Genomic DNA, 22,326 nt, shown 5'->3' on the forward strand with positions numbered 1-22,326 from the left:
CGGTTTCCAATGCCGAAACTCACCATCGACGGGATCGAGATCGAAGTCGAGCCGGGCACCTCGATCCTGCAGGCCTGCGAACAGCTGGGCATCGAGATCCCGCGCTTCTGCTACCACGAGCGTCTGAGCGTGCCGGCGAACTGCCGCATGTGCCTCGTGGAGATGGAGCGCGCACCGAAGCCGGTGGCCGCCTGCGCCATGCCCTGCGGCGACGGGATGGTCGTCAAGACCAACACCGAGCTCGTGCACAAGGCCCGCAAGGGCGTCATGGAATTCCTGCTGATCAACCACCCGCTGGACTGTCCGATCTGCGACCAGGGCGGCGAGTGTGATCTCCAGGACCAGGCGATGGCCTACGGTTTCGACCGTGGCCGCTACGGCGAGAACAAGCGCGCCGTCCAGGACAAGTACATGGGGCCGCTGATCCGGACCGAGATGACGCGCTGCATCCACTGCACGCGCTGCATCCGCTTCGTGAACGAGATCGCCGGCGTTCCCGACCTCGGCGCGGTGAACCGCGGCGAGCATATGGAGATCACCACCTTCGTCGAGAAGGCCATCGGGTCGGAGCTGTCGGGCAACCTCGCCGACGTCTGTCCGGTGGGCGCTCTGCTGTCCAAGCCCTACGCCTTCACGGCCCGTCCGTGGGAGCTGCGCAAGACCGAGACGGTCGACGTGCTGGACGCGGTCGGTTCGAACATCCGCGTCGACACCCGCGGCCCCGAGGTGATGCGCGTCCTGCCGCGCGTCAACGAGGACGTCAACGAGGAGTGGATCGCCGACAAGACCCGCTTCGCCTATGACGGGCTGAAGCGCCAGCGTCTCGACCGCCCCTACGTCCGCAAGGACGGCAAGCTCCAGCCGGCGACCTGGGCCGAGGCCTTCCAGGCCATCGCCGCCAAGGTCAAGGGCGTTCCGGGCAACCGCATCGCCGCCATCGCGGGCGATCTGGCCGACACCGAGTCCATGCTGGCGCTCAAGGAGCTGATGGCCGGCCTCGGCTCGGCCAACATCGACTGCCGCCAGGACGGCGCCCTGTTCGACACGTCGTCGCGCGCGGGCTACCTGTTCAACAGCGGCATCGCCGGGATCGAACGGGCCGACGTCATCCTGCTGGTCGGCACCAACCCGCGTTGGGAAGCCACCATCGTCAACGCCCGCATCCGCAAGCGCTACCTGATGGGTGGCCTGAAGGTCGCGGTGATCGGCGAGGCCCGCGAGCTGACCTATCCGTACAGCCATCTCGGCACGGGAGCCGGCGCCCTGCAGCAGCTCGTCGACGGCACGCACGCCTTCGCCGACGTGCTGCGCGGCGCCAAGAACCCGATGATCATCCTCGGCGCCGGCGCCTTCCGCCGCAAGGACGGCGCTGCCGTCCAGGCCGCGGTGCGCAAGCTGGCCGAGACCTTCAACGTGGTTCAGGACGGCTGGAACGGCTTCAACGTGCTGCACACGGCGGCGTCCCGCGTCGGCGGCCTCGACATCGGCTTCCTGCCGGGCGAGGGCGGTCGCGGCACCGCCGGCATCGTCGAGGGGGCAGGGAAGGGCGAGATCGACGTGGTGTACCTGCTGGGCGCCGACGAGATCGACACCGCCGCCCTCGGCAACGCCTTCGTGGTCTACCAGGGCCATCACGGGGACAAGGGCGCCCATCGCGCCGACGTCATCCTGCCGGGCGCCGCCTACACCGAGAAGAACGCCCTCTACGTCAACACCGAGGGCCGTCCGCAGCAGGCGCGTCTCGCCACCTTCCCGCCCGGCGAGGCGCGGGAGGACTGGAAGATCCTGCGCGCCCTGTCGGAACAGCTCGGCCACAAGCTGCCCTACGACAGCCTGACGCAGATCCGTCGCCGTCTGGCCGAGGTCAACCCGGTCTTCGCGGCGGTCGGCACGGTCACGCCGGCCCCCTGGGCGCCGTTCGGCGTGGAAGGGCTGGTCGATGACTCCCCCTTCTTCTCGTCGGTCGCGAACTACTACATGACCGACCCGATCAGCCGCGCCTCGGTGACCATGGCTCGTTGCGCCGAGACGTTCGTGAAGCCCGCCGAGAGCGCTCAGGAGAGGACCGGTACCCATGGCTGAGTTCTGGAGCGGCTTCCTGCTGCCGCTGATCATCATCGTCCTCAAGATCCTGGCGATCGTCGTGCCGCTCCTGGTGGCCGTGGCCTTCATGACCTACGCCGAGCGTAAGATCATGGGCGCCATGCAGCTCCGCCAGGGTCCGAACATCGTCGGCCCGTTCGGGCTTCTGCAACCTTTCGCGGACGGCCTGAAGCTGTTCGCGAAGGAGCAGATCCTGCCGGTCGGGGCGAACCGCTTCGTCTTCTATCTGGCGCCGATGCTGACCTTCTTCCTGGCGCTGGTCGCCTGGGCGGTCATTCCCTTCGACTACGGCATGGTGCTGGCCGACATCAACGTCGGCATCCTGTACCTGTTCGCGATCTCGTCGCTGGGCGTGTACGGCATCGTGATGGCCGGCTGGGCGTCGAACTCGCGCTACGCCTTCCTCGGCGCGCTGCGCTCGGCGGCGCAGATGGTGTCCTACGAGGTCTCGATGGGCCTCGTGATCATCTCCGTGCTGCTCTGCGTCGGCTCGCTGAACCTGACGAAGATCGTCGAGGCGCAGGAGACGATCTGGTTCGCCATCCCGCTGCTGCCGATGTTCGTCATCTTCTTCATCTCGGCGCTGGCGGAAACCAACCGGTCGCCCTTCGACCTGCCGGAAGGCGAGTCGGAGCTGGTGGCCGGCTTCATGGTGGAATACAGCTCGGCCCCCTTCGCGCTCTTCTTCCTTGGCGAATACGCCAACATGATCCTGATGAGCGCGATGACCAGCATCCTGTTCCTGGGAGGCTGGCTGCCGCCGCTGCCGTTCGCGCCCTTCACCTGGATCCCCGGCCCGATCTGGTTCGCCCTGAAGATCGCCTTCTGCCTGTTCGTCTACGTGTGGGTCCGCGCGACCATGCCGCGCTACCGCTACGACCAGCTGATGCGTCTGGGGTGGAAGGTGTTCCTGCCGTTCTCGCTGCTGTGGGTCGTGCTGACGGCCGGCGTGCTGGTGACGTTCGGCTGGCTGCCGAAGTGACCGGCGCCTGAACGGACCATCGGATCGAGTTTCAAAGAGAAAGCGCGGGCGTCACCCGGAACGGGGCGCCCGCTAGGAAGGAGACGAAGAGGCCATGGCGTTCCTCGATCGTGCGGCGCGCAGCCTGTTCCTGACCGAACTGTTGGGCGGCCTCGGGCTCACCCTGCGCTACATGTTCAAGCCCAAGGTGACCCTGAACTACCCGTTCGAAAAGGGCCCCATCAGCCCCCGCTTCCGCGGCGAGCACGTCCTGCGCCGGTATCCCGGCGGCGAGGAGCGCTGCATCGCCTGCAAGCTGTGCGAGGCGGTGTGTCCGGCCCTGGCCATCACCATCGAGGCCGAACCGCGTGAGGACGGCAGCCGCCGCACCACGCGCTACGACATCGACATGACGAAGTGTATCTACTGCGGCTATTGCCAGGAGGCTTGCCCGGTGGACGCCATCGTCATGGGTCCGAACTTCGAGTTCTCCACCGAGAACCGTGAAGAGCTTTTCTACAACAAGCAGAAGCTGCTGGCGAACGGCGACCGCTGGGAAGCGGAAATCGCCCAGAACCTCGCGGCCGAGGCGCCGTACCGGTAAGTCGTTGCAGTGCGGTAAGCGGAAACGGGGATAACGATGATTGTTCAAGGCATCGCCTTCTACGTCTTTGCCGCGCTGCTGGTGGCCTCCGGTGTGATGGTCATCTCGGCGCGGAATCCGGTTCATTCGGTCCTTTATCTGGTCCTGGCCTTTTTCCAGGCCGCCGGCCTGTGCGTGCTGCTCGGGGCCGAGTTCATCGCGATGATCCTGGTGATCGTCTATGTGGGCGCGGTCGCGGTCCTGTTCCTGTTCGTGGTGATGATGCTCGACATCAACTTCCGCGAGCTGCGGGCGGGCGCGCTCCAGTATCTGCCGATCGGCGGGCTGATTGGTCTCATCCTGCTGGCCGAACTGGCCGCCGTGCTCGGCGGCTGGATCATCGCGCCGGCTGCGGAGAAGGCCGCTTCGGCGCCGGTCGCGGCGATGCCCGGTGCGACCAACACCGAGCAGCTCGGCCAGCTGATCTACACCCACTACGTCTATCTGTTCCAGGCGTCGGGCCTCGTGCTGCTGATCGCCATGATCGGCGCCATCGTCCTGACCCTGCGTCAGCGCGAGGGTGTCCGGAAGCAGAACATCGGCTCCCAGCTCGCCCGTCGGCGCGAGGACGTGGTCGCCATCCGCAAGGTGCCGACCGGGGAGGGCGTGTGATCATGGAAATCGGTCTCGGGCATTATCTGACGGTCTCGGCCATCATCTTCACGCTCGGCGTCCTCGGCATCTTCCTCAACCGGAAGAACGTCATCATCATCCTGATGTCGATCGAGATGATGCTGCTCGCCGTGAACCTGAATCTGGTGTCGTTCTCGGTCTTCCTGAACGATCTGGTCGGGCAGGTCTTCTCCATGATCATCCTGACCGTCGCCGCCGCCGAGGCGGCCATCGGTCTCGCCATCCTGGTGGTGTACTTCCGCAACCGCGGCTCCATCCGGGTCGAAGACATCAATCTGATGAGGGGCTAAGGCAGCGCCATGGAAGTCCTTGTCGTATTCCTCCCGCTCCTGGCGTTCCTCGTCGCGGGTTCCATCGCCCTGTTCGGCGGACCGAAGGCGGAGCCGGCGCACGCCGGCCACCACGATCATCATGGGCATGACCACGGTCATGGCCATGACGCCCATGCTCATGATGCCCATGGGCACGACGCGCACGCTCACGACGAGCATCACGATGACGGCCATGACGACCATCACGTCGTCGCCGGCCCGCCCACCGTGGGCGACCGCGCCGCGCAGTTCGTCACCACCGGTGCCGTCCTGCTCTCCGCGATCCTGTCCTGGGTGCTGTTCTTCGACGTCGCCGTCGGCGGCCATCCCCGCACCATCGAGCTGATGAGCTGGATGCGCAGCGGTGGCCTCGATGTGACCTGGGCGCTGCGCGTCGACCAGCTCACCGCGGTCATGCTGGTGGTGGTCAACACCGTGTCGTCGATGGTCCACCTCTACTCCATCGGCTACATGGCCGAGGACCCGCAAAAGCCGCGCTTCATGGGCTATCTGTCGCTGTTCACCTTCGCCATGCTGATGCTGGTGACGGCCGACAACCTCGTGCAGCTCTTCTTCGGCTGGGAAGGCGTGGGTCTCGCCTCCTATCTGCTCATCAACTTCTGGTACGAGAAGCCCTCGGCCAACAACGCGGCGATCAAGGCCTTCCTGGTCAACCGCGTCGGCGACTTCGGCTTCGTGCTCGGCATCTTCGCGATCTTCGTGCTGACGGGCTCCGTCCAGTTCGACGCGATCTTCGCCAAGGCGCCGGAGCTGGCCGGCCAGACGCTGCATTTCCTCAGCTGGAACTTCGACGCGCTGACCGTCACCTGCCTGCTGCTGTTCATCGGCGCCATGGGCAAGTCGGCGCAGCTCGGCCTGCACACCTGGCTGCCGGACGCCATGGAAGGCCCGACCCCGGTGTCGGCGCTCATCCACGCGGCCACCATGGTGACCGCCGGCGTGTTCATGGTCTGCCGCCTGTCCCCGGTCTTCGAATACGCCCCGACGGCGCTGGAGATCGTGGCCGTGGTCGGCGCCCTGACGGCCTTCGTCGCGGCGACCATCGGTTTCACCCAGTTCGACATCAAGCGCGTCATCGCCTATTCGACCATGAGCCAGCTCGGCTACATGTTCTTCGCCGCGGGCGTCTCCGCCTACGGCGCCGCGATGTTCCACCTGTTCACGCACGCCTTCTTCAAGGCCCTGCTGTTCCTCGGCGCCGGTTCGGTGATCCATGCCCTGCACCATGAGCAGGACATGCGCAACATGGGCGGCGTCTGGCGGAAGATCCCCTTCACCTACGCGGTGATGTGGATCGGCAACCTCGCGCTGGCTGGTCTGCCCTTCTTCGCCGGCTACTACTCCAAGGACATGATCCTGGAGGCGGCCTTCGCCTCTGCCAGCCCGGTCGGCAAGTTCGCCTTCGCGCTCGGCATCGCCGCGGCCCTGCTGACCGCTTTCTACTCCTGGCGCCTGCTGTTCATGACCTTCCACGGCAAGCCGCGGATGGAGAAGTCGGTCTTCGACCATGCCCATGAATCGCCGATCGTCATGCTGATCCCGCTGGCCGTCCTGGCGGTGGGCGCCCTGTTCGCGGGCTTCGGCTTCCACGAGCTGTTCATCGGCCACAGCATGGAGCATTTCTGGGGCAAGACCATCCTGGTGCTGGCGGACAACAACAGCATCGAGGCGGCCCACCACCACACCCCGGGCTGGGTCAAGCTGGCTCCGCTGGTCGTCGGCCTGATCGGCATCGCGCTCGCCTACATCATGTACATGGCGATCCCGGGCCTGCCCGAGAAGGTCGCCACCACGTTCCGTGGCGTGCACCAGTTCCTGTACAACAAGTGGTACTTCGACGAGCTGTACGACCGTCTGTTCGTGCGCTCGGCCAAGTATCTGGGCTACGGCCTGTGGAAATCCGGCGACGGCGCCGTGATCGACGGTGTCGGTCCGGACGGTATCGCCGCCGCCACCCGCGACGTCGCGGCGCGCGCCAGCCGCCTCCAGTCCGGCTACGTCTATCACTACGCCTTTGCGATGGTGATCGGCGTGGTGCTGCTGGTCGCCTGGCTCTCGGTGTTCGGTTGAGCGGTTTGAAGGGGAACAAGAACAATGGCTAGCTGGCCGCTCCTGTCGTTCACGACCTTCCTGCCGCTGGCCGGTGTGGCGCTGATCCTGCTCTTCTGCAGGGGCAACACGCCGGATGTGGTTCGGAACGTCCGTTACGTCGCGCTCTGGACGACGGTCATCACCTTCGTCCTGTCGCTGTTCATCTGGTTCAACTTCGACCCGCGCAACCCGGGCTACCAGCTCGTGGAGAAGGCGGCGTGGATCCCCGAGTTCGGGATCTCCTACCACATGGGTGTGGACGGCATTTCGATGCTGTTCGTCATCCTCTCCACCTTCCTGATGCCGCTCTGCATCCTCTCCTCCTGGGAGGCGGTGCAGAACCGGGTGAAGGAGTACATGATCGCCTTCCTCGTGCTGGAAACCCTCATGGTGGGGATGTTCTGCGCGCTGGATTTCGTCCTCTTCTACATGTTCTTCGAGGGCGTGCTGATCCCGATGTTCCTGATCATCGGTGTCTGGGGCGGCGCGCGGCGCGTCTACGCGGCGTTCAAGTTCTTCCTCTACACGCTGCTCGGCTCGGTCCTGATGCTGCTGGCCATCCTGGCCATGTACTTCGCGGCCGGCACGACGGACATCCCGACGATCACGGCGACCCATTTCCCGCGCAACATGCAGCTCTGGCTGTGGCTGGCCTTCTTCGCCTCCTTCGCGGTGAAGGTGCCGATGTGGCCGGTGCACACCTGGCTCCCCGACGCCCACGTCGAGGCGCCGACCGCCGGGTCGGTCATCCTGGCCGGCGTGCTGCTGAAGATGGGCGGTTACGGCTTCCTGCGCTTCAACATCCCGATGCTGCCCGAGGCGACCGAGTATTTCGCCCCGATGGTCTACGCGCTGTCGATCGTCGCGGTGATCTACACCTCCCTCGTCGCCCTGGCGCAGGAGGACATGAAGAAGCTGATCGCCTACTCCTCCGTCGCCCACATGGGCTTCGTCACCATCGGCATGTTCGCGCTGAACCAGCAGGGCATCGAGGGCTCGATCTTCACGATGCTGTCGCACGGCATCGTCTCGGGCGCGCTCTTCCTCTGCGTCGGCGTCGTCTATGACCGGCTGCACACCCGCGAGATCGCCCGCTACGGCGGCCTCGTGAAGAACATGCCGAAATACGCGGTGATCTTCCTGTTCATGACCATGGCCTCGGTCGGCCTGCCGGGCACCTCCGGCTTTGTCGGCGAGTTCCTGGTCCTGCTCGGCGCCTTCCGCGACAACACCTGGGTCGCCTTCCTGGCCGCCACCGGCCTGATCCTGGGCCCGGCCTACGCGCTGTGGCTGTTCCGCCGCGTCGTGTACGGCAAGCTGGTCAAGGCGGACGTCCGTGCGATGTTCGACCTGAACACCCGCGAGGTTGCCATCTTCCTGCCGCTGATCGCCGTGGTGCTGTGGATGGGCGTCTATCCGAACACCTTCCTGAACGTCACTTCGGCGTCGGTCGGGCAGCTGATCCAGACCTACCAGACCAAGCTGGCCGCCGCTCAGGGCGGGGCCGACGTCTCCGTCGCCGCGCGCTAGAGGTTCCGACATGACCGCTGTGTTTCCCGACATCTGGCCGGCCCTGCCGGAAATCTTCCTCGCCTGCGCCGGCATGGCCCTGCTGCTGATCGGCGTGTTCCGCGGCGACGGCTTCACGCGCCCCATCGGCTACATGACGATGGTGGCGCTGCTGCTGGCCGCCATATTGACCATGGGCTACGGCACCGGCCGGGTCGTCACCTTCAACGGCCTGTTCGTCATGGACGCCTTCGGCGTCTTCATGAAGGTGCTGATCCTCGTTGCCGCCTCGCTGTCGGTCCTCCTCGCGCTCGGCTTCAACGAGCGCGAGAAGATGGCCCGCTTCGAGTTCCCGGTGCTGATGCTCTTCGCCACGCTCGGCATGCTGATGATGGTGTCGGCCAACGACCTCATCTCGCTCTATGTCGGGCTGGAGACGCAGAGCCTCGCGCTCTACGTCATCGCCGCCTTCCGCCGCGACAGCGCCAAGTCCTCGGAAGCGGGCCTGAAGTACTTCGTGCTCGGCTCGCTCTCCTCGGGCATGCTGCTGTACGGCGCCTCGATGGTCTACGGCTTCGCCGGCACGACCTCCTTCGACAAGATCGCCGCCCTGTTCGCCGGCGGCGCGCACCCGTCGGTGGGCGTCATCATCGGTCTGGTCTTCGTGGCCGCCGGCCTGGCCTTCAAGATTTCCGCCGTTCCGTTCCACATGTGGACGCCGGACGTCTACGAGGGCGCGCCGACCCCGGTCACGGCCTTCTTCGCCGCCGCCCCGAAGGTCGCCGCCATCGCGCTGTTCACCCGCCTGCTGATCGAGCCGTTCGGTCATCTGGCCCACCAGTGGCAGCAGATCATCATCGTCAGCTCGATCCTCTCGATGTCGCTCGGCGCCTTCGCGGCGATCACCCAGAGCAACATCAAGCGGCTGATGGCCTACAGCTCCATCGGCCACGTCGGCTACGCCCTGGTCGGTCTCGCCTCCGGCACCCAGGAAGGCGTGCGCGGCGTGCTGATCTACATGGCGGTCTACATCGTCATGAACATCGGCACCTTCGCGGTCATCCTGTGCATGAAGCAGCAGGGCCGCATGGTCGAGGAGATCAAGGACCTCGCCGGCCTGTCGCGCACCAACCCGCTGCTGGCGGGCGCGATGGCGGTGTTCATGTTCTCCATGGCGGGCATCCCGCCGATGGCCGGCTTCTTCAGCAAGCTCTACGTCTTCCTCGCCGCCATCGAGGCGCAGCTCTACACGCTGGCCGTGATCGGCGTGCTGACCAGCGTCGTGGGCGCCTACTACTACCTGCGCATCATCAAGATCATGTACTTCGATGAGCCGGTGGAGGCGTTCGACAAGATCGGCGACGACGGGATGACCGGCATCCTGATCGCGACCGGCCTGTTCACGCTGCTGTTCTTCGTGGTTCCGGCCCCGATCCTGAACTACGCGGCGGCGGCGGCGGCCTCGCTGTTCGCCGGATGACGGCAGGCAACGAAGCGGAGGCGGCGCGCTTGCGCCTGCCTCCGGGCTTCCGGGTGATGGCCTTCGACTCCGTCGGCAGCACGAACGACGAGGCGAAGGCCTTCGCGCGTTCGGGGGCTGCCGAGGGCACCATCGTCTGGGCGAAGCGGCAGGAGTCGGGCCGCGGCCGCCGCGGCCGGGCCTGGACGTCGCCGGAAGGCAATCTCTACAGTTCGACCATTCTGCGTCCCTCGCGCCCGCCGGCCGAGGCGGCGCAGATTTCGTTCGTGGCGGCGCTCGCCATCGCCGACACCGCCGCCGCCGTCCTCCCCGATCCCGACGGCGTGCGTTGCAAATGGCCGAACGACGTGCTGGTGCATGGCCGCAAGCTGTCCGGCATCCTGCTCGAGTCGGAGGCCGCGGCCGGGGGAGGGATCTCCTGGCTGGTCCTCGGCGTCGGCATCAACCTGCGGCATTTTCCCGAGGGCACGGATTACGCGGCGACCTCGCTGGCGGCGGAAGGTGCGCCGGCGCTCCAGCCCGCGGCTCTGCTGGAAATCTATGCGGAGCAGTTGGCGCGCTGGTATGGGCTGTGGACGGAGCATGGCTTCGGCCCGGTGCGCGCCGCTTGGTTGAAGCGGGCGCGGGGTCTGGGCGAGCCCATTGTCGTCCGTCTGCCGGACCGCACGCTGACCGGCACCTTCGCCGATCTGGACAGCGACGGCGTTCTGTTGCTTGATCGGGATGACGGGGCGGGGCGCCAGCGCATCGCCGCCGGAGACGTGTTTTTCCCACCCGCGGTGGAGACCTGAGAGATGCTGCTCGCCATCGACGCCGGAAACACCAACGTGGTGTTCGCGATCTATGAGGGCGACCAACAGCGCGGCCTGTGGCGCACGGCGACCGACAAGAAGCGCACCGCCGACGAATACATGGTGTGGGTGACCCACCTGATGGCGCTGAAGGGGCTGGGCCCGGCGGACATCGACAGCGCCATCATCGCCAGCGTGGTGCCCGGCGCCACCTTCAACCTGAAGCGCCTGTGCAAGGATCATTTCGGCTGCGAGCCGCTGGTGGTCGGCCAGCCCGGGGTCGATCTCGGCACCCGCGCGCTGGTGGACCGGCCCGACGAGGTCGGCGCCGACCGGCTGGTCAACACGGTGGCGGCGGCCGCCACCTACAAGACGCCGCTGATCGTCATCGACTTCGGCACGGCGACGACCTTCGACGTGGTCGACCGCGACGGCAACTACCGCGGCGGCGTCATCGCGCCGGGCCTGAACCTGTCGCTGGAGGCGCTGCAGATGGCGGCGAGCAAGCTGCCCCGCGTCGAGATCCAGCAACCGGGCCACGTCATCGGCACAAACACCGTCGAATGCATGCAGTCCGGCGTCTTCTGGGGCTATGTCGGCCTGATCGAAGGGCTGGTCAACCGCATCCGGGCGGAGTACGGCGAGCCGATGACGGTCGTCGCGACCGGAGGGCTGGGTGTGCTTTTCGCCAAGGCAACCCATGTAATCGAACACACCGACGGCGAACTCACGCTGCGCGGCCTCCTCCTGATCCACAAGCGCAACACGGCCCAATGACCCATCCCGACTCCGCTCCCTCCGTCCACCCGGTCGAGGGAGACGGCGACCTGTTCGCTCCCGAGGACGACGCGCTCTACTTCCTGCCGCTGGGCGGTTCGGGCGAGATCGGCATGAACCTCAACCTCTACGGCCATCGCGGCAAGTGGTTGATGGTGGATCTCGGCATCTCCTTCGCGGACGACACGATGCCGGGGCTGGACGTCATCATGCCGGACCCCGCCTTCATCGCGGAGCGTCGGCACGACCTTGTGGGCATCGTGGTGACGCACGCGCACGAGGATCACCTGGGGGCCATCCAGTATCTGTGGCCGCAACTCCGCGTGCCCGTCTACTGCACGCCTTTCACCGCCGCCGTCCTGCGCGCCAAGCTGCACGAGCGCGGGCTGGCCGGGGTGGTGCCGGTGCACGAGGTGGCGCTGGGCAGCACCATCGAGGTCGGCCCCTTCTCCGTCGAGTATGTGACGGTCACCCATTCCATTCCCGAGCCGAACGCCCTGGCGATCCGCACCGCCGCCGGCACTGTGCTGCACACCGGCGACTGGAAGCTCGATCCCGAACCGCTGGTGGGGGAGGCGGCCGACGAGGAGCGGCTGCGCGCCATCGGCGACGAGGGCGTGCTGGCACTGATCGGGGACAGCACGAACGCTCTGGTGCCAGGCAGTTCCGGGTCGGAAGGGAGCGTGCGCAAGACGCTGACTGAGCTGATCGGGCAGTTTCCCGATGTGCGCGTCGCGGTGAGCTGCTTCGCCACCAACGTCGCGCGGCTGGAGAGCATCGCCCACGCCGCGGCGGCGCACGGGCGCCACGTCGCTCTGGTCGGGCGGTCGATGTGGCGGATCAACGAGGCCGCGCGCTCCAACGGCTACCTCGCCGACCTGCCGGCCTTTCTGACCGAGCATGACGCCAACTACGTGCCGCGCGACAAGCTGGTGCTGGTGTGCACCGGCAGCCAGGGGGAGCCGCGCTCCGCGCTCGCCCGCATCGCGTCGGACGACCATCCCCAGGTGTCGCTGCAGCGCGGCGATGTGGTGGTCTTCTCCTCCCGCGAGATCCCAGGCAACGAGCGGGCCATCGGCCGCATGCAGAACCTGCTGGTCAGTCAGGGCATCCGCATCGTCACCGCCGACGAGGCGCCGGTCCACGTCTCCGGCCACCCGGCGCAGGATGAGCTGGTCCGCATGTACCAGTGGGTGCGCCCGCGCATCGCCATGCCGGTCCACGGCGAGCAGCGCCACCAGCTGGAGCACGCCAAGCTGGCCCGCGCCTGCCAAGTGCCCGAGGCGCTGGTCCCCTGCAACGGCGACCTGATCCGGCTGGCGCCCGACGCGCCGCCGCGGGTGGTGGCCCAGGTCCGGGCGGGCCGCATGGCGCTGGACGGAAAGCGGCTGATCCCGCTCGACACCGGGCTGATGCGGGCGCGCCACCGGATGGTCCACAATGGCGCCGCCGTGGTCACGCTGGTGATGAACGGGAAGGGCGAGCTGGTGACCGCGCCACAGATCGCGGTGATGGGGCTGCTCGACGACTCGGCTGACCGCGACATGCTGCTCGACGTGGTGGACGCGGTGCGCGAGGCCGTCGCCGAGATGCCGAAATCGGCCCGCGCCGACGACGAGCAGGTGCGCGCCGCCGCCCGCATCGCCGTCCGCCGCTGCTTCAACGCGACGCACGGCAAGAAGCCGGTGACGGACGTTCATCTGGTCCGTGTATAAGCGAATCCGACTTTACGCCTTTCGGGAGGACCCATGATCGGGAAGCTGAACCACGTCGCCATCGTGGTGCCGGATCTGACGGCGGCGACGGCGCTCTACCGCGACACGCTGGGCGCGGCGGTGTCCCAACCGATGGACCTGCCGCCGCACGGCGTCACCGTCGTCTTCGTCACGCTGCCCAACACGAAGATCGAGTTGCTCCACCCCTTCGGCGAAAAGTCGCCGATCGCCGGCTTCCTGGAAAAGAACCCGTCGGGCGGCATCCACCACATCTGCTACGAGGTGGACGACATCCTGGCCGCCCGCGACCGGATGAAGGCGCAGGGCGCCCGCGTTCTGGGCGACGGCGAGCCGAAGATCGGCGCCCACGACAAGCCGGTTCTGTTCCTGCATCCCAAGGACTTCTGCGGAACCTTGGTCGAGCTGGAGCAGGCCTGAGACGGAGGGAGGCTGCGATGGGCTGGGTGACGGGCATCAGCGTCTATGTGGTCGTCTGGTGGGTGGTGCTGTTCGCGGTGCTGCCCTGGGGCGTGCGCACCCCGGCCCAGCCCGAGCCGGGCATGGCGAGCAGCGCCCCGGAACGCCCGCGCATCCTCCTGAAATTCGCCGCCACGACCCTGGTCGCGGCGGTGGTGTGGCTGGTCATCTTCGGCATCGTGCAGTCGGACCTGATTTCCTTCCGCGAGATGGCCAAGCCGCACTGATCCCCCTCCTGGATGGAGCCTTCGCGTGAGCCTGACCTATTGCGACGCGGCACCCGGCCACGCGCATCACGGCCCCTACCATGACACCGAGTACGGATTCCCCAGCGCCGACGACCGGGTGTTGTTCGAGCGGCTGATTCTGGAAATCAATCAGGCGGGCCTGTCCTGGTTGACCATTCTGAAGAAGCGCGAGGCCTTTCGCGCCGCTTTCGACGGTTTCGACATCGACCGCGTCGCCGCCTACGGCGAGGCGGAGCGGGAACGGCTCCTCGCCGATCCGGGGATCATCCGCAACCGGCTGAAGATCGACGCCGCCATCGAGAACGCCCGGCGGATCGTGGCCTTGCGAGTCTCGCACGGGTCCTTCGACGGCTGGCTGCGCGCCCATCACCCCCTGGGCAAGGCGGATTGGGTCCGGCTGTTCAAGCGCAGCTTCCGCTTCACCGGCGGCGAAATCACCGGCGAATTCCTGATGAGTCTCGGCTACCTGCCGGGCGCGCATCAGCCCCATTGCCCGGTCTGGTCCCAAATCGCCACGCTCGATCCGCCTTGGATGGCCGCCGTTCGGCAGGGGTTCACAGGATACGACGCTCAAAGAACGGGCGTAACGCAGCCCACGACGTAATCAACCGCCCATGTCTTGGGCGAAATCCGCGAATTCTTCGCCGACGACTTGGAATGGTCAAAAATCAGTCTTGTCATCAGGTGGGGTCGGGTTCAATGTACTTGGTGTGACGAGAGGGGTTCTTCCCTCTTTTCCGACGCCTGGTGGCGATTCCTCCCTAAACCTCGGGCCGCGCCGCGATCGCCGCGCGGTCCTTTTTTCGTCCGGGGCCGCTCACGATGCCCGCGCCGGCGTTCGTCCGTAGGCAGACGGAACGTTGTGCTTCGGTACAGAATGAATTAACCCTTTGCGGGTATAGCTCATCCAACTGTGCAGGAGGCGGGCGAGCGTCCGTTCCGGCTTTGGATTCACATGCGGCGGCGTTCGCAGCCGGAATTTGCGGCCGTCAGCGGGGAGAACGATGCCGAGGCGCCGATGACCGCGGGTGATAACGAGAAGTTCGAGCAGTTCGCGGCCATTCTGACCACCGAGCTGCTTGACCGCACCCGCAAAAGTCTTGAATTGCTGACCCCCGAAGAGCAGCCGGCGGCCAAGCTCCCCTTTGCCCTGACCCCGTCCTTTCAAGAAATCTACGCCGAGCTGGTGCGCGTCGGGATCTTCCCGGTCCTGCTCAGCCGCCGTCCTGTGCGGGCCATCGTCGGCGACGTGGATTGGCCGCGGGACGGGCGCGACTATCTGCTCACTGTGCTCGACGACCGCTCCAACGCCGTCTTCACCGCCTGGGACTACGCCTGGGACGCGTTGTGGGACGAGCGGAAGGTGGGGGCCGACAGCGGCTCGTCGGCGCCGGCCAAGAAGAAGGGATTCTTCGCCTCGCTGTTCGGTCGCAAGGCGGACAAGCCGGAACGGAAGGCCAGCGAGCAGGGCGCGGAGGGCGATGTCATGGCCGGCCTTTACACCATGCTGAACGAGCAGGCCGAGCGTCGCGGCTACCTGCCGCTGTTCCACGACGACATCAAGGTGTTGAAGGGGCTGATCCGCGTCAAGCCGGCGCGCATCTTCCAGGCTTGGAAGGAGATCAACCAGTACCATCACCAGGAATTCTATCTGTCGGGCCAGGACCAAGCCAAGCCGGGGGTGACCTCGGACTGCCTGCAGAAATGGCATTACAACCTGCCGGACCGGATCGGCGAGTTCCTGGTGCTGAAGGCGGCCGTCGACATGGAATTCGTGAACAAGCCCTTCCTCGGCAAGTACATCCGCCAGTCGGCCCGCACCCAGGAGGAGGCCGAGAAGGGCATGCCCTATCTCGCCACCTACTGGAAGTCCATGAAGCAATCCGCCGCCGCCCAAGGCTGAGGTCCGCCATGATCCGCCGTTCCGCCTTGTCCCTCGCCGCTCTGCTGGCGCTGTCCGGTGAGGCGGCGGCGCAGCCGGTCGACCTGTCCGCCTGCCAGTTCCTGACCGCCCACCGGCCGGCGGCCGGGGTGGAGTACACCCCGGGCGTGGACGTGACCGGCAAGGCGGTGGCCCCCGCCGATCTGCCGGGCTCCGCCGGCGCCGCGCCGCCGCTGGAGCGCTTCGACATCCCTGTGACCGTGGATTTCGCCCGCCGCATGGGCTTCCCGGTGCCGCAGGGAGCGGCGGCGCCGGGCGTCGAGGTCGGCTATCTGACCTGGTACGCCAACCGGCTCTACTTCAACGGCCAGCCGATCGGCGCGCCGAGCGAGGCCGAGGTCTACGCCTATTGCCGCACCGTCCGATAGGGCGGTCCGCCCGTCGATGCACGCCGTGACGATGGACAAGCGCGCGGTGGCTTCCTAAAGTCCCTGTCCCTGTTGCGGCCCGGCGCACCGCCGGACGAATCCCCTCGAAACCGAGAGCAGAGCCATGCGGCTGTCCACCTTCTTCCTGCCGACCCTCAAGGAGACCCCGACCGAGGCGCAGATCGTCTCGCACCGCCTGATGCTGCGGGCCGGGATGATCCGCCAGACCAGCGCCGGCATCTACGCCTGGCTGCCGCTGGGCCACCGGGTCCTGAAGAAGATCGAGCAGATCGTCCGCGAGGAGCAGGACGCCGCCGGCGCCCAGGAGCTGCTGATGCCGACCATCCAGTCGGCGGAGCTGTGGAAGGAAAGCGGTCGCTACGACGACTACGGCAAGGAGATGCTGCGCATCACCGACCGTCACGACCGCGAGATGCTGTTCGGTCCCACGAACGAGGAGATGATCACCGACATCTTCCGCGCCTTCGTGAAGAGCTACCGCCAGCTTCCGCTGAACCTCTACCACATCCAGTGGAAGTTCCGGGACGAGATCCGTCCGCGCTTCGGCGTGATGCGCGGGCGCGAGTTCCTGATGAAGGACGCCTACAGCTTCGACATCGACGCGGCCAGCGCCCGGCGCTCCTACCAGAAGATGTTCCTGGCCTATCTGCGCACCTTCGCCCGCATGGGGCTCAAGGCGATCCCGATGCGCGCCGACACCGGCCCCATCGGCGGCGACCTCAGCCACGAGTTCATCATCCTGGCCGAGACCGGCGAGAGCGGCGTCTTCTGCCACAAGGATTGGCTGACCCTGGACGTGCTGCAGAACGCCCCGGGCTTCGACGAGGACCTGCAGCCCTTCTTCGACACCTACACCTCGATCTACGCGGCGACCGACGAAAAGCACGAGCCCGGCAACTGCCCGGTCGCGGAGTCGGATCTGGTGTCGGCCCGCGGCATCGAGGTCGGCCACATCTTCAACTTCGGCACCAAATACTCCAAGCCGATGAACGCCGTCGTCGCCGGTCCGGGCGGCGAGCCGGTCCCGGTGGAGATGGGTTCCTACGGCATCGGCGTGTCGCGCCTGATGGGCGCCATCATCGAGGCCAGCCACGACGACAACGGCATCATCTGGCCGGACGCCGTGGCGCCCTTCAACGTCGGGCTCGTCAACCTGAAGGTCGGCGACGCCGAGACCGACCGCGTCTGCCAGGAACTGTACTACAAGCTCCGCGCCAACGGGCTGGACGTGCTGTACGACGACCGCGACGAGCGTCCGGGCGTGAAGTTCGCTGACATGGACCTGATCGGCCTGCCGTGGCAGCTCGTCGTCGGACCGCGCGGCCTGAAGAACGGCGTGGTCGAGCTGAAGCGCCGCGCCACCGGCGAGAAGCAGGAGCTGTCGGTGGACAGCGCTCTGGAGAAGCTCTCGGCGTAACACCGTGGGGCGGGGGAGCGGGCGCCTTGGAAGGTCGCTGGAAGGTCGCCCTTTTCCTGCCACGGTTAAGCACTTATGTTGCGGGGCGGCGGACTGGTTGCGGTCCGCCGCCTTTTGCTTTTGCCGGGCCTTTGTCGCCCGCCCTTCGCTCATCGGGAGCCGCATGATCTTCTCCGCCTTCGAACGCATGGTCGCGATGCGCTATCTGCGGGCGCGCCGCCAGGAAGGGTTCATCTCGGTCATCGCGGGATTCTCGCTGCTGGGCATCGCGCTCGGCGTGGCGACGCTGATCATCGTGATGTCGGTGATGAACGGCTTCCGGGCGGAGCTTCTGGGCCGCGTGCTCGGCTTGAACGGCCACCTCAACGTCTACAGCAGCCGCGGCGGCCCGCTGCCCGATTACGACCCGCTGGTGCAGCGCCTCCAGGGCGTGCCCGGCGTCGTCGGCGTGACCCCGACGGTCGAGGGGCAGGCGCTGGTGTCGGTGCGCGGCGTCGCCTCCGGCGCGGTGGTGCGCGGCGTGCGGCCGGAGGATTTCCGGGTGCGCCCGACGCTGTCGCGCAACATCGTGCGCGGCACGGCGGAGGCCTTCGGCGAGGACAACATCGCCATCGGCATCCGCATGGCGCAGCGGCTGGGTCTGGCGGTCGGCGACCAGCTCACCCTGATCGCGCCGCAGGGCAACGTCACCGCCTTCGGCACCGTGCCGCGGATGCGCAGCTTCACCATCGGCGCCGTGTTCGACGTCGGCATGTTCGAGTACGACAACAGCTTCATCTTCCTGCCCCTGCCGGAGGCGCAGGCCTTCTTCCGCACGGGCGAGGCGGTGACCTCGCTGGAGGTCTTCGTCAGCGACCCGACCCAGATCCGGGCGGCGCGCGACGCCATCCAGTCGGCGGTGGCCGGGGTGGGGCGCGTGGTCGACTGGCAGCAGTCGAACGCCAGCTTCTTCACCGCGCTCCAGGTCGAGCGCAACGTGATGTTCCTGATCCTCTCGCTGATCATCACGGTGGCCGCCTTCAACATCATCTCCAGCCTGATCATGCTGGTGAAGGACAAGGGGCGGGACATCGCCATCCTGCGCACCATGGGCGCCACCCGCGGCATGATCATGCGCATCTTCTTCCTGTCCGGCGCCTCGGTGGGGGTGGCTGGGACGCTGGTGGGGGTGGCGCTGGGCGTGTCCTTCGCGCTGAACATCGAGACGATCCGCCAGGGCATCCAGGCGCTGACCGGCACCAACCTGTTCAACGCCGAGATCTATTTCCTGTCGCAACTGCCGGCAAAGATCGACTGGTCGGAGGTGGTCCAGGTCACCCTGATGGCGCTGGGCCTGTCCTTCGCCGCGACCATCTACCCGTCCTGGCGGGCGGCGCGTCTCGATCCGGTGGAGGCCCTGCGCTATGAGTGAGCCGATGCTGGAACTGTCGGGGATCGTCCGCACCTTTGAGCAGGCGGGGACCGAGCTTCAGGTGCTGCGCGGGGCGGAATTGACCGTCCACGCCGGCGAACTGGTCGCCCTGGTCGGCCCGTCGGGCGCCGGCAAATCGACCTTGCTGCACATCGCCGGCCTGCTGGAGCGGCCGACTGCCGGCACCGTGCGGATCGCCGGGACCGACGTGTCCGCCCTGGACGACGGCAAGCGGACGGAGGTGCGCCGCCGCTCGGTCGGCTTCGTCTACCAGTTCCACCACCTGCTGCCGGAATTCTCCGCGCTGGAGAACATCGTGCTGCCGCAGATGATCAACGGCGTTCCGAAGCGCACCGCCCGCGAGCGCGCCCTGGAACTGCTGTGCATGGTCGGGCTGGAGCCGCGCGCCGGCCACCGCCCGGCCCGCCTGTCGGGCGGCGAGCAGCAGCGGGTCGCCATCGCCCGCGCGCTGGCCAACGGGCCGGGCCTGCTGATCGCCGACGAGCCGACGGGCAACCTCGACCCGCACACGGCGGAGGGGGTCTTCGCCATGCTGACCACCATCGTCCGGCAGGCGAGGGTCGGCGCCCTGATCGCCACCCACAACCTGGAACTGGCGAACCGCATGGACCGGGTGTTCGAGATGAGCGACGGTCTTCTCGTGGAGCACGCCAGGGTTTGATCGGCGTCACGTCCCGCGCCGCGTGATCGGCCAAACCGCGTAAGAGTGGCATCGCCGTTCGGTGGATTGGTGATCGGTGCGTCCTGGGGCAGACTTCGCGCAACCCAACAAGGAGGGACCGGAGTCCATGGATCAGAAGATCATCGATCTGTACGACGAGTACACCCACCGGCCGCTGCCGCGCCGCGTCTTCCTGGAGCGGCTGGCGGTTCTGGCGGGCAGCGCGGCGGCCATTCCGGCGATCCTCTCCCAGATCGAGCCGAACTACGCCCTCGCCGCCGAGATTCCGGAGGACGACAGCCGGATCGCCACGGACCGGGTCACCTTCCAGGGCGCGACCGGCGACGTTCAGGCCTACCGGGCCCGGCCGAAGCTGGCGGAGCAGGCGCCGTCTGTGGTGGTGGTCCACGAGAACCGTGGCCTGAACCCCTACATCGAGGACGTGACGCGGCGGCTGGCGGTGGCCGGCTTCGTCGCCATGGCCCCGGATCTGCTGTCCCCGCTCGGCGGCACCCCGCAGGACCCCGACCGTGCCCGCGAGATGATCGGCCAGCTCGACCCCGACAAGACGGTGAACAACCTGATCGCGTCGATGAGCGACCTGATGGCCTACCGCTACTCCAACGCCAAGGTGGGGGCCATCGGCTTCTGCTGGGGCGGCGGCATGACCAACCGGCTGGCCATCAAGGCGCCGGACCTCAAGGCGGGCGTCGTCTTCTACGGCCCGTCGCCCGATCCGGCGCTCGTCACCACGATCAAGGCGCCGCTCCAGCTCCACTACGCCGGGCTGGACAACAATGTGAACGCCAAGGTCCCGGCCTATGAGGAGGCCCTGAAGAAGGGCGGCAAGTCCTACGAACTCTTCATGTACGACAACGTCAACCACGCCTTCCACAACGACACGTCGGCGGAGCGCTTCAACAAGGAGGCGGCGGACCTCGCCTGGGGCCGGTCCGTGGAGTTCCTGAAGAAGAAACTGACCTGAGCGGTCATGAGCGGTGGGTGGCGGGCCGTGCGGAGGGCAGCTTCAGCACGGCCACCGCCAGCCCGGCGAGGACGAGAAGCGCGCCCCCCATTTTCAGCGGGGTGAAGCTCTCCCCCAGGAACAGCGCGCTGGAGCTCATGCCGAAGACCGGCACCAGCAGCGAGAAGGGCGCCACGAGGCTCGCCGGGTAATGGCGCAGCAGGAAGCCCCAGGCGGCGAATCCGAACAGCGTCGCCCCGAAGGCGATGTAGGCCACCGCCCCGACGCCCAGCGGAGTCAGATGGGTCAGGGCCTGCCACGCCCGGTCCGGCCCCTCCATCCCGAGCGACAGCAGCAGCAGCGGGATCGGCGGCACCACGCTGACCCACAGCATCATGCGGAACAGGTCCGGCGCCTTGGCCTGCTTCATCAGCAGGTTCGCCACGCCCCAGGTGGCCGCAGCGGCCATGACCAGCCCCAGACCGAGCAGCGAATCGCCCGCCGGCATCTCCAGCGCGATCAGGCCGATCCCGGTGAAAGCCACCGCCATGCCCAGCACTTGTTTCGGGCCGGGCCGCTCCCCCAGCACCAGGGCGGCGAACAGGGCGGTGAAGAAGGCCTGAGATTGCAGCACCAGCGACGACAGCCCCGCCGGCATGCCGATGTCCATCCCGACGAACAGCAGCGAGAACTTCACCACGCCCAGCACCATCCCGATGCCCAGGATGAAGCGCCAGGGCACCGGCGGACCACCGCGAACCCCCAGCACGAGAAGCGGCAGCGCCGCCAGCGCGAAGCGCAGGGCGCAGAACAGGATCGGCGGAAAGTCGGCGAGGCCGACCTTGATGGCGACGAAGTTGAAGCCCCAGATCGCCGCGACGGCGACGGCAAGGCCGATGTGGGCGGTGCGCATGGGGCGGAGGCTAGAGGCGGGCAACCCGTCGGTCAATGTGGTGTCCGATGCACCCACTGCGGGTCAGACCCCCGAATCTCCTCACTTATCCGTATGCAGGATGCGGCACTCGTCCAGGGCGGCCAGCGCCCAGGAGGAACCGCCCAAATTGACGTCGCCGATCTCCGTCCCGCCGCCGTCCCGTTGCAGGGTCACCGCGCGCGACCGCATGAAGGGTTCGAACAGGTCCTCGTATTTCGGCAGCTCGACCGGGACGACCACGCCGCCGTCGGGCAGGGGGCTGGCCTCCAGCGCCATGGTCTCGCCGTCGGGGAAGATGGCGGTCAGGCGGCTTTCCGTGTCCTTGCCGGCCTGGGCGTGCTGGTCGGCGTTGACCAGCATGGCCGCTCCCTTCGCCGTCGCCCGGAAGGAGAGGGGGGAGGAGTCGTCGGTCCGCGTGGCGTAGCAATAGGCCGAGCCGGTCTTGGTGGCCGGATGCGCCCGCACGACCCAGCCCTTGTTCTGCGCGACGACGCGCCCCGGCGCGTCGGACAGGGGGGAGGCGGGCGTAACGGTCGGCGGCGGCCGGTGGGTCTGCTCCGCGGACGGCGCGGGGGCGCCGGTGGTCTGGCAAGCCGTGAGGAGCGTGGCCGCCAGCACCGCCAGGACGGCGCTGGAGCGGATGCGGCGCATGGAACGGGTCATTCTCGGGTCGTGGCTCTGCCTCTTTCGATAGCACGAACACGCATGATCGGGGAATCTTCCCTTGCCCCCGATCGGGTTGGCGCATCGCCGCATGGCCGGGCCCGCGCTTGGTCCCTTGCAGTGCGGGACGGGATGCGCGACGACTAAGGGGAGACGTCCCCCTT

General features: G+C 67.2%; 22 protein-coding genes. 20 read left to right on the forward strand and 2 right to left on the reverse strand.

The features are described 5' to 3' along the window. Positions 1 to 9: 9 nt before the first annotated feature. From nuoG to D3869_RS13135, 20 genes are all read left to right on the forward strand, one after another. On the forward strand, positions 10 to 2,082 hold the full coding sequence (gene nuoG / locus D3869_RS13040; RefSeq protein ID WP_137140376.1) for an NADH-quinone oxidoreductase subunit NuoG: 2,073 nt from the start codon (positions 10 to 12) through the stop codon (positions 2,080 to 2,082). After that, complete coding sequence (gene nuoH / locus D3869_RS13045; RefSeq protein ID WP_014240127.1) at positions 2,075 to 3,085, forward strand: NADH-quinone oxidoreductase subunit NuoH; 1,011 nt, start codon at positions 2,075 to 2,077, stop codon at positions 3,083 to 3,085. Before nuoG ends, nuoH begins: the two co-directional genes overlap by 8 nt. Positions 3,086 to 3,179: 94 nt before the next feature. Next, positions 3,180 to 3,668 (forward strand): NADH-quinone oxidoreductase subunit NuoI, encoded by a 489-nt coding sequence (gene nuoI, locus D3869_RS13050; protein WP_014240128.1) that lies wholly within the window; start codon positions 3,180 to 3,182, stop codon positions 3,666 to 3,668. A 36-nt stretch (positions 3,669 to 3,704) separates the two neighbouring features. Then, positions 3,705 to 4,319, forward strand: coding sequence for an NADH-quinone oxidoreductase subunit J (locus D3869_RS13055; protein ID WP_137140377.1), 615 nt, complete (start codon positions 3,705 to 3,707; stop codon positions 4,317 to 4,319). A gap of 2 nt (positions 4,320 to 4,321) precedes the next feature. Continuing rightward, positions 4,322 to 4,630, forward strand: a complete 309-nt coding sequence (gene nuoK, locus D3869_RS13060) for an NADH-quinone oxidoreductase subunit NuoK (RefSeq protein ID WP_014240130.1) — start codon at positions 4,322 to 4,324, stop codon at positions 4,628 to 4,630. A gap of 9 nt (positions 4,631 to 4,639) precedes the next feature. Then, positions 4,640 to 6,742: an NADH-quinone oxidoreductase subunit L gene (nuoL, locus tag D3869_RS13065; protein ID WP_137140378.1), complete on the forward strand. Its 2,103-nt coding sequence runs from the start codon at positions 4,640 to 4,642 to the stop codon at positions 6,740 to 6,742. Between the two features lie 24 nt (positions 6,743 to 6,766). Beyond that, on the forward strand, positions 6,767 to 8,293 hold the full coding sequence (locus D3869_RS13070; RefSeq protein WP_137140379.1) for an NADH-quinone oxidoreductase subunit M: 1,527 nt from the start codon (positions 6,767 to 6,769) through the stop codon (positions 8,291 to 8,293). 10 nt (positions 8,294 to 8,303) lie between these two features. Next, a complete protein-coding gene (nuoN, locus tag D3869_RS13075) occupies positions 8,304 to 9,752 on the forward strand; it encodes an NADH-quinone oxidoreductase subunit NuoN (RefSeq protein WP_094306017.1) in 1,449 nt (482 codons plus the stop codon). Next, the gene (locus tag D3869_RS13080) at positions 9,749 to 10,543 is read left to right on the forward strand and encodes a biotin--[acetyl-CoA-carboxylase] ligase (RefSeq protein ID WP_137140380.1); all 795 of its coding nucleotides are present in this window, start codon (positions 9,749 to 9,751) and stop codon (positions 10,541 to 10,543) included. The genes nuoN and D3869_RS13080 overlap by 4 nt, the downstream gene beginning before the upstream one ends. Positions 10,544 to 10,546: 3 nt before the next feature. Continuing rightward, positions 10,547 to 11,320, forward strand: a complete 774-nt coding sequence (locus tag D3869_RS13085; protein ID WP_137140381.1) for a type III pantothenate kinase — start codon at positions 10,547 to 10,549, stop codon at positions 11,318 to 11,320. Continuing rightward, positions 11,317 to 13,035 (forward strand): ribonuclease J, encoded by a 1,719-nt coding sequence (locus D3869_RS13090; RefSeq protein ID WP_175426462.1) that lies wholly within the window; start codon positions 11,317 to 11,319, stop codon positions 13,033 to 13,035. The genes D3869_RS13085 and D3869_RS13090 overlap by 4 nt, the downstream gene beginning before the upstream one ends. 33 nt (positions 13,036 to 13,068) lie before the next feature. Next, entirely contained in the window at positions 13,069 to 13,473 is a 405-nt protein-coding gene (mce, locus tag D3869_RS13095) for a methylmalonyl-CoA epimerase (RefSeq protein WP_137140382.1), read from the forward strand. Positions 13,474 to 13,490: 17 nt separating this feature from the next. Continuing rightward, positions 13,491 to 13,739 (forward strand): DUF1467 family protein, encoded by a 249-nt coding sequence (locus tag D3869_RS13100; protein WP_014240138.1) that lies wholly within the window; start codon positions 13,491 to 13,493, stop codon positions 13,737 to 13,739. Positions 13,740 to 13,764: 25 nt separating this feature from the next. Next, positions 13,765 to 14,364: a DNA-3-methyladenine glycosylase I gene (locus D3869_RS13105; protein WP_137140383.1), complete on the forward strand. Its 600-nt coding sequence runs from the start codon at positions 13,765 to 13,767 to the stop codon at positions 14,362 to 14,364. Between the two features lie 414 nt (positions 14,365 to 14,778). After that, entirely contained in the window at positions 14,779 to 15,663 is an 885-nt protein-coding gene (locus D3869_RS13110) for a hypothetical protein (protein ID WP_137140384.1), read from the forward strand. Between the two features lie 8 nt (positions 15,664 to 15,671). Then, the gene (locus D3869_RS13115; protein WP_137140385.1) at positions 15,672 to 16,070 is read left to right on the forward strand and encodes a hypothetical protein; all 399 of its coding nucleotides are present in this window, start codon (positions 15,672 to 15,674) and stop codon (positions 16,068 to 16,070) included. 124 nt (positions 16,071 to 16,194) lie between these two features. After that, positions 16,195 to 17,508: a proline--tRNA ligase gene (gene proS / locus D3869_RS13120; RefSeq protein ID WP_038528368.1), complete on the forward strand. Its 1,314-nt coding sequence runs from the start codon at positions 16,195 to 16,197 to the stop codon at positions 17,506 to 17,508. 163 nt (positions 17,509 to 17,671) lie between these two features. Then, positions 17,672 to 18,919 carry a lipoprotein-releasing ABC transporter permease subunit gene (locus D3869_RS13125; protein WP_137140386.1) on the forward strand — a complete coding sequence of 416 codons (1,248 nt, stop codon included), beginning with the start codon at positions 17,672 to 17,674 and terminating at the stop codon, positions 18,917 to 18,919. Further along, positions 18,912 to 19,601 carry an ABC transporter ATP-binding protein gene (locus D3869_RS13130; RefSeq protein WP_175426463.1) on the forward strand — a complete coding sequence of 230 codons (690 nt, stop codon included), beginning with the start codon at positions 18,912 to 18,914 and terminating at the stop codon, positions 19,599 to 19,601. Before D3869_RS13125 ends, D3869_RS13130 begins: the two co-directional genes overlap by 8 nt. Positions 19,602 to 19,728: 127 nt before the next feature. Further along, positions 19,729 to 20,586 carry a dienelactone hydrolase family protein gene (locus D3869_RS13135; protein ID WP_137140387.1) on the forward strand — a complete coding sequence of 286 codons (858 nt, stop codon included), beginning with the start codon at positions 19,729 to 19,731 and terminating at the stop codon, positions 20,584 to 20,586. A gap of 4 nt (positions 20,587 to 20,590) precedes the next feature. Here the strand turns inward: D3869_RS13135 and D3869_RS13140 are convergent, their stop codons facing one another. Continuing rightward, entirely contained in the window at positions 20,591 to 21,478 is an 888-nt protein-coding gene (locus tag D3869_RS13140) for an EamA family transporter (protein ID WP_137140388.1), read from the reverse strand. Between the two features lie 81 nt (positions 21,479 to 21,559). Then, on the reverse strand, positions 21,560 to 22,162 hold the full coding sequence (locus tag D3869_RS13145) for a hypothetical protein (protein WP_137140389.1): 603 nt from the start codon (positions 22,160 to 22,162) through the stop codon (positions 21,560 to 21,562). Between the last annotated feature and the right edge of the window lie 164 nt (positions 22,163 to 22,326).

Origin of the sequence: Azospirillum brasilense (assembly GCF_005222205.1) — a bacterium.
GTDB classification, from domain to species: Bacteria; Pseudomonadota; Alphaproteobacteria; order Azospirillales; family Azospirillaceae; genus Azospirillum; species Azospirillum brasilense_G.

Coding starts and splice junctions, on each gene's coding strand:
- nuoL (WP_137140378.1), top strand. CDS start 4,640: ATGGAAGTCCTTGTCGTATTCCTCCCGCTCCTGGCGTTCCTCGTCGCG.
- nuoK (WP_014240130.1), top strand. CDS start 4,322: ATGGAAATCGGTCTCGGGCATTATCTGACGGTCTCGGCCATCATCTTC.
- D3869_RS13055 (WP_137140377.1), top strand. CDS start 3,705: ATGATTGTTCAAGGCATCGCCTTCTACGTCTTTGCCGCGCTGCTGGTG.
- D3869_RS13125 (WP_137140386.1), top strand. CDS start 17,672: ATGATCTTCTCCGCCTTCGAACGCATGGTCGCGATGCGCTATCTGCGG.
- nuoI (WP_014240128.1), top strand. CDS start 3,180: ATGGCGTTCCTCGATCGTGCGGCGCGCAGCCTGTTCCTGACCGAACTG.
- nuoN (WP_094306017.1), top strand. CDS start 8,304: ATGACCGCTGTGTTTCCCGACATCTGGCCGGCCCTGCCGGAAATCTTC.
- mce (WP_137140382.1), top strand. CDS start 13,069: ATGATCGGGAAGCTGAACCACGTCGCCATCGTGGTGCCGGATCTGACG.
- D3869_RS13100 (WP_014240138.1), top strand. CDS start 13,491: ATGGGCTGGGTGACGGGCATCAGCGTCTATGTGGTCGTCTGGTGGGTG.
- D3869_RS13145 (WP_137140389.1), bottom strand. CDS start 22,162: ATGACCCGTTCCATGCGCCGCATCCGCTCCAGCGCCGTCCTGGCGGTG.
- D3869_RS13110 (WP_137140384.1), top strand. CDS start 14,779: ATGACCGCGGGTGATAACGAGAAGTTCGAGCAGTTCGCGGCCATTCTG.
- D3869_RS13115 (WP_137140385.1), top strand. CDS start 15,672: ATGATCCGCCGTTCCGCCTTGTCCCTCGCCGCTCTGCTGGCGCTGTCC.
- D3869_RS13070 (WP_137140379.1), top strand. CDS start 6,767: ATGGCTAGCTGGCCGCTCCTGTCGTTCACGACCTTCCTGCCGCTGGCC.
- D3869_RS13085 (WP_137140381.1), top strand. CDS start 10,547: ATGCTGCTCGCCATCGACGCCGGAAACACCAACGTGGTGTTCGCGATC.
- D3869_RS13135 (WP_137140387.1), top strand. CDS start 19,729: ATGGATCAGAAGATCATCGATCTGTACGACGAGTACACCCACCGGCCG.
- proS (WP_038528368.1), top strand. CDS start 16,195: ATGCGGCTGTCCACCTTCTTCCTGCCGACCCTCAAGGAGACCCCGACC.
- D3869_RS13080 (WP_137140380.1), top strand. CDS start 9,749: ATGACGGCAGGCAACGAAGCGGAGGCGGCGCGCTTGCGCCTGCCTCCG.
- D3869_RS13130 (WP_175426463.1), top strand. CDS start 18,912: ATGAGTGAGCCGATGCTGGAACTGTCGGGGATCGTCCGCACCTTTGAG.
- D3869_RS13140 (WP_137140388.1), bottom strand. CDS start 21,478: ATGCGCACCGCCCACATCGGCCTTGCCGTCGCCGTCGCGGCGATCTGG.
- D3869_RS13090 (WP_175426462.1), top strand. CDS start 11,317: ATGACCCATCCCGACTCCGCTCCCTCCGTCCACCCGGTCGAGGGAGAC.
- nuoG (WP_137140376.1), top strand. CDS start 10: ATGCCGAAACTCACCATCGACGGGATCGAGATCGAAGTCGAGCCGGGC.
- nuoH (WP_014240127.1), top strand. CDS start 2,075: ATGGCTGAGTTCTGGAGCGGCTTCCTGCTGCCGCTGATCATCATCGTC.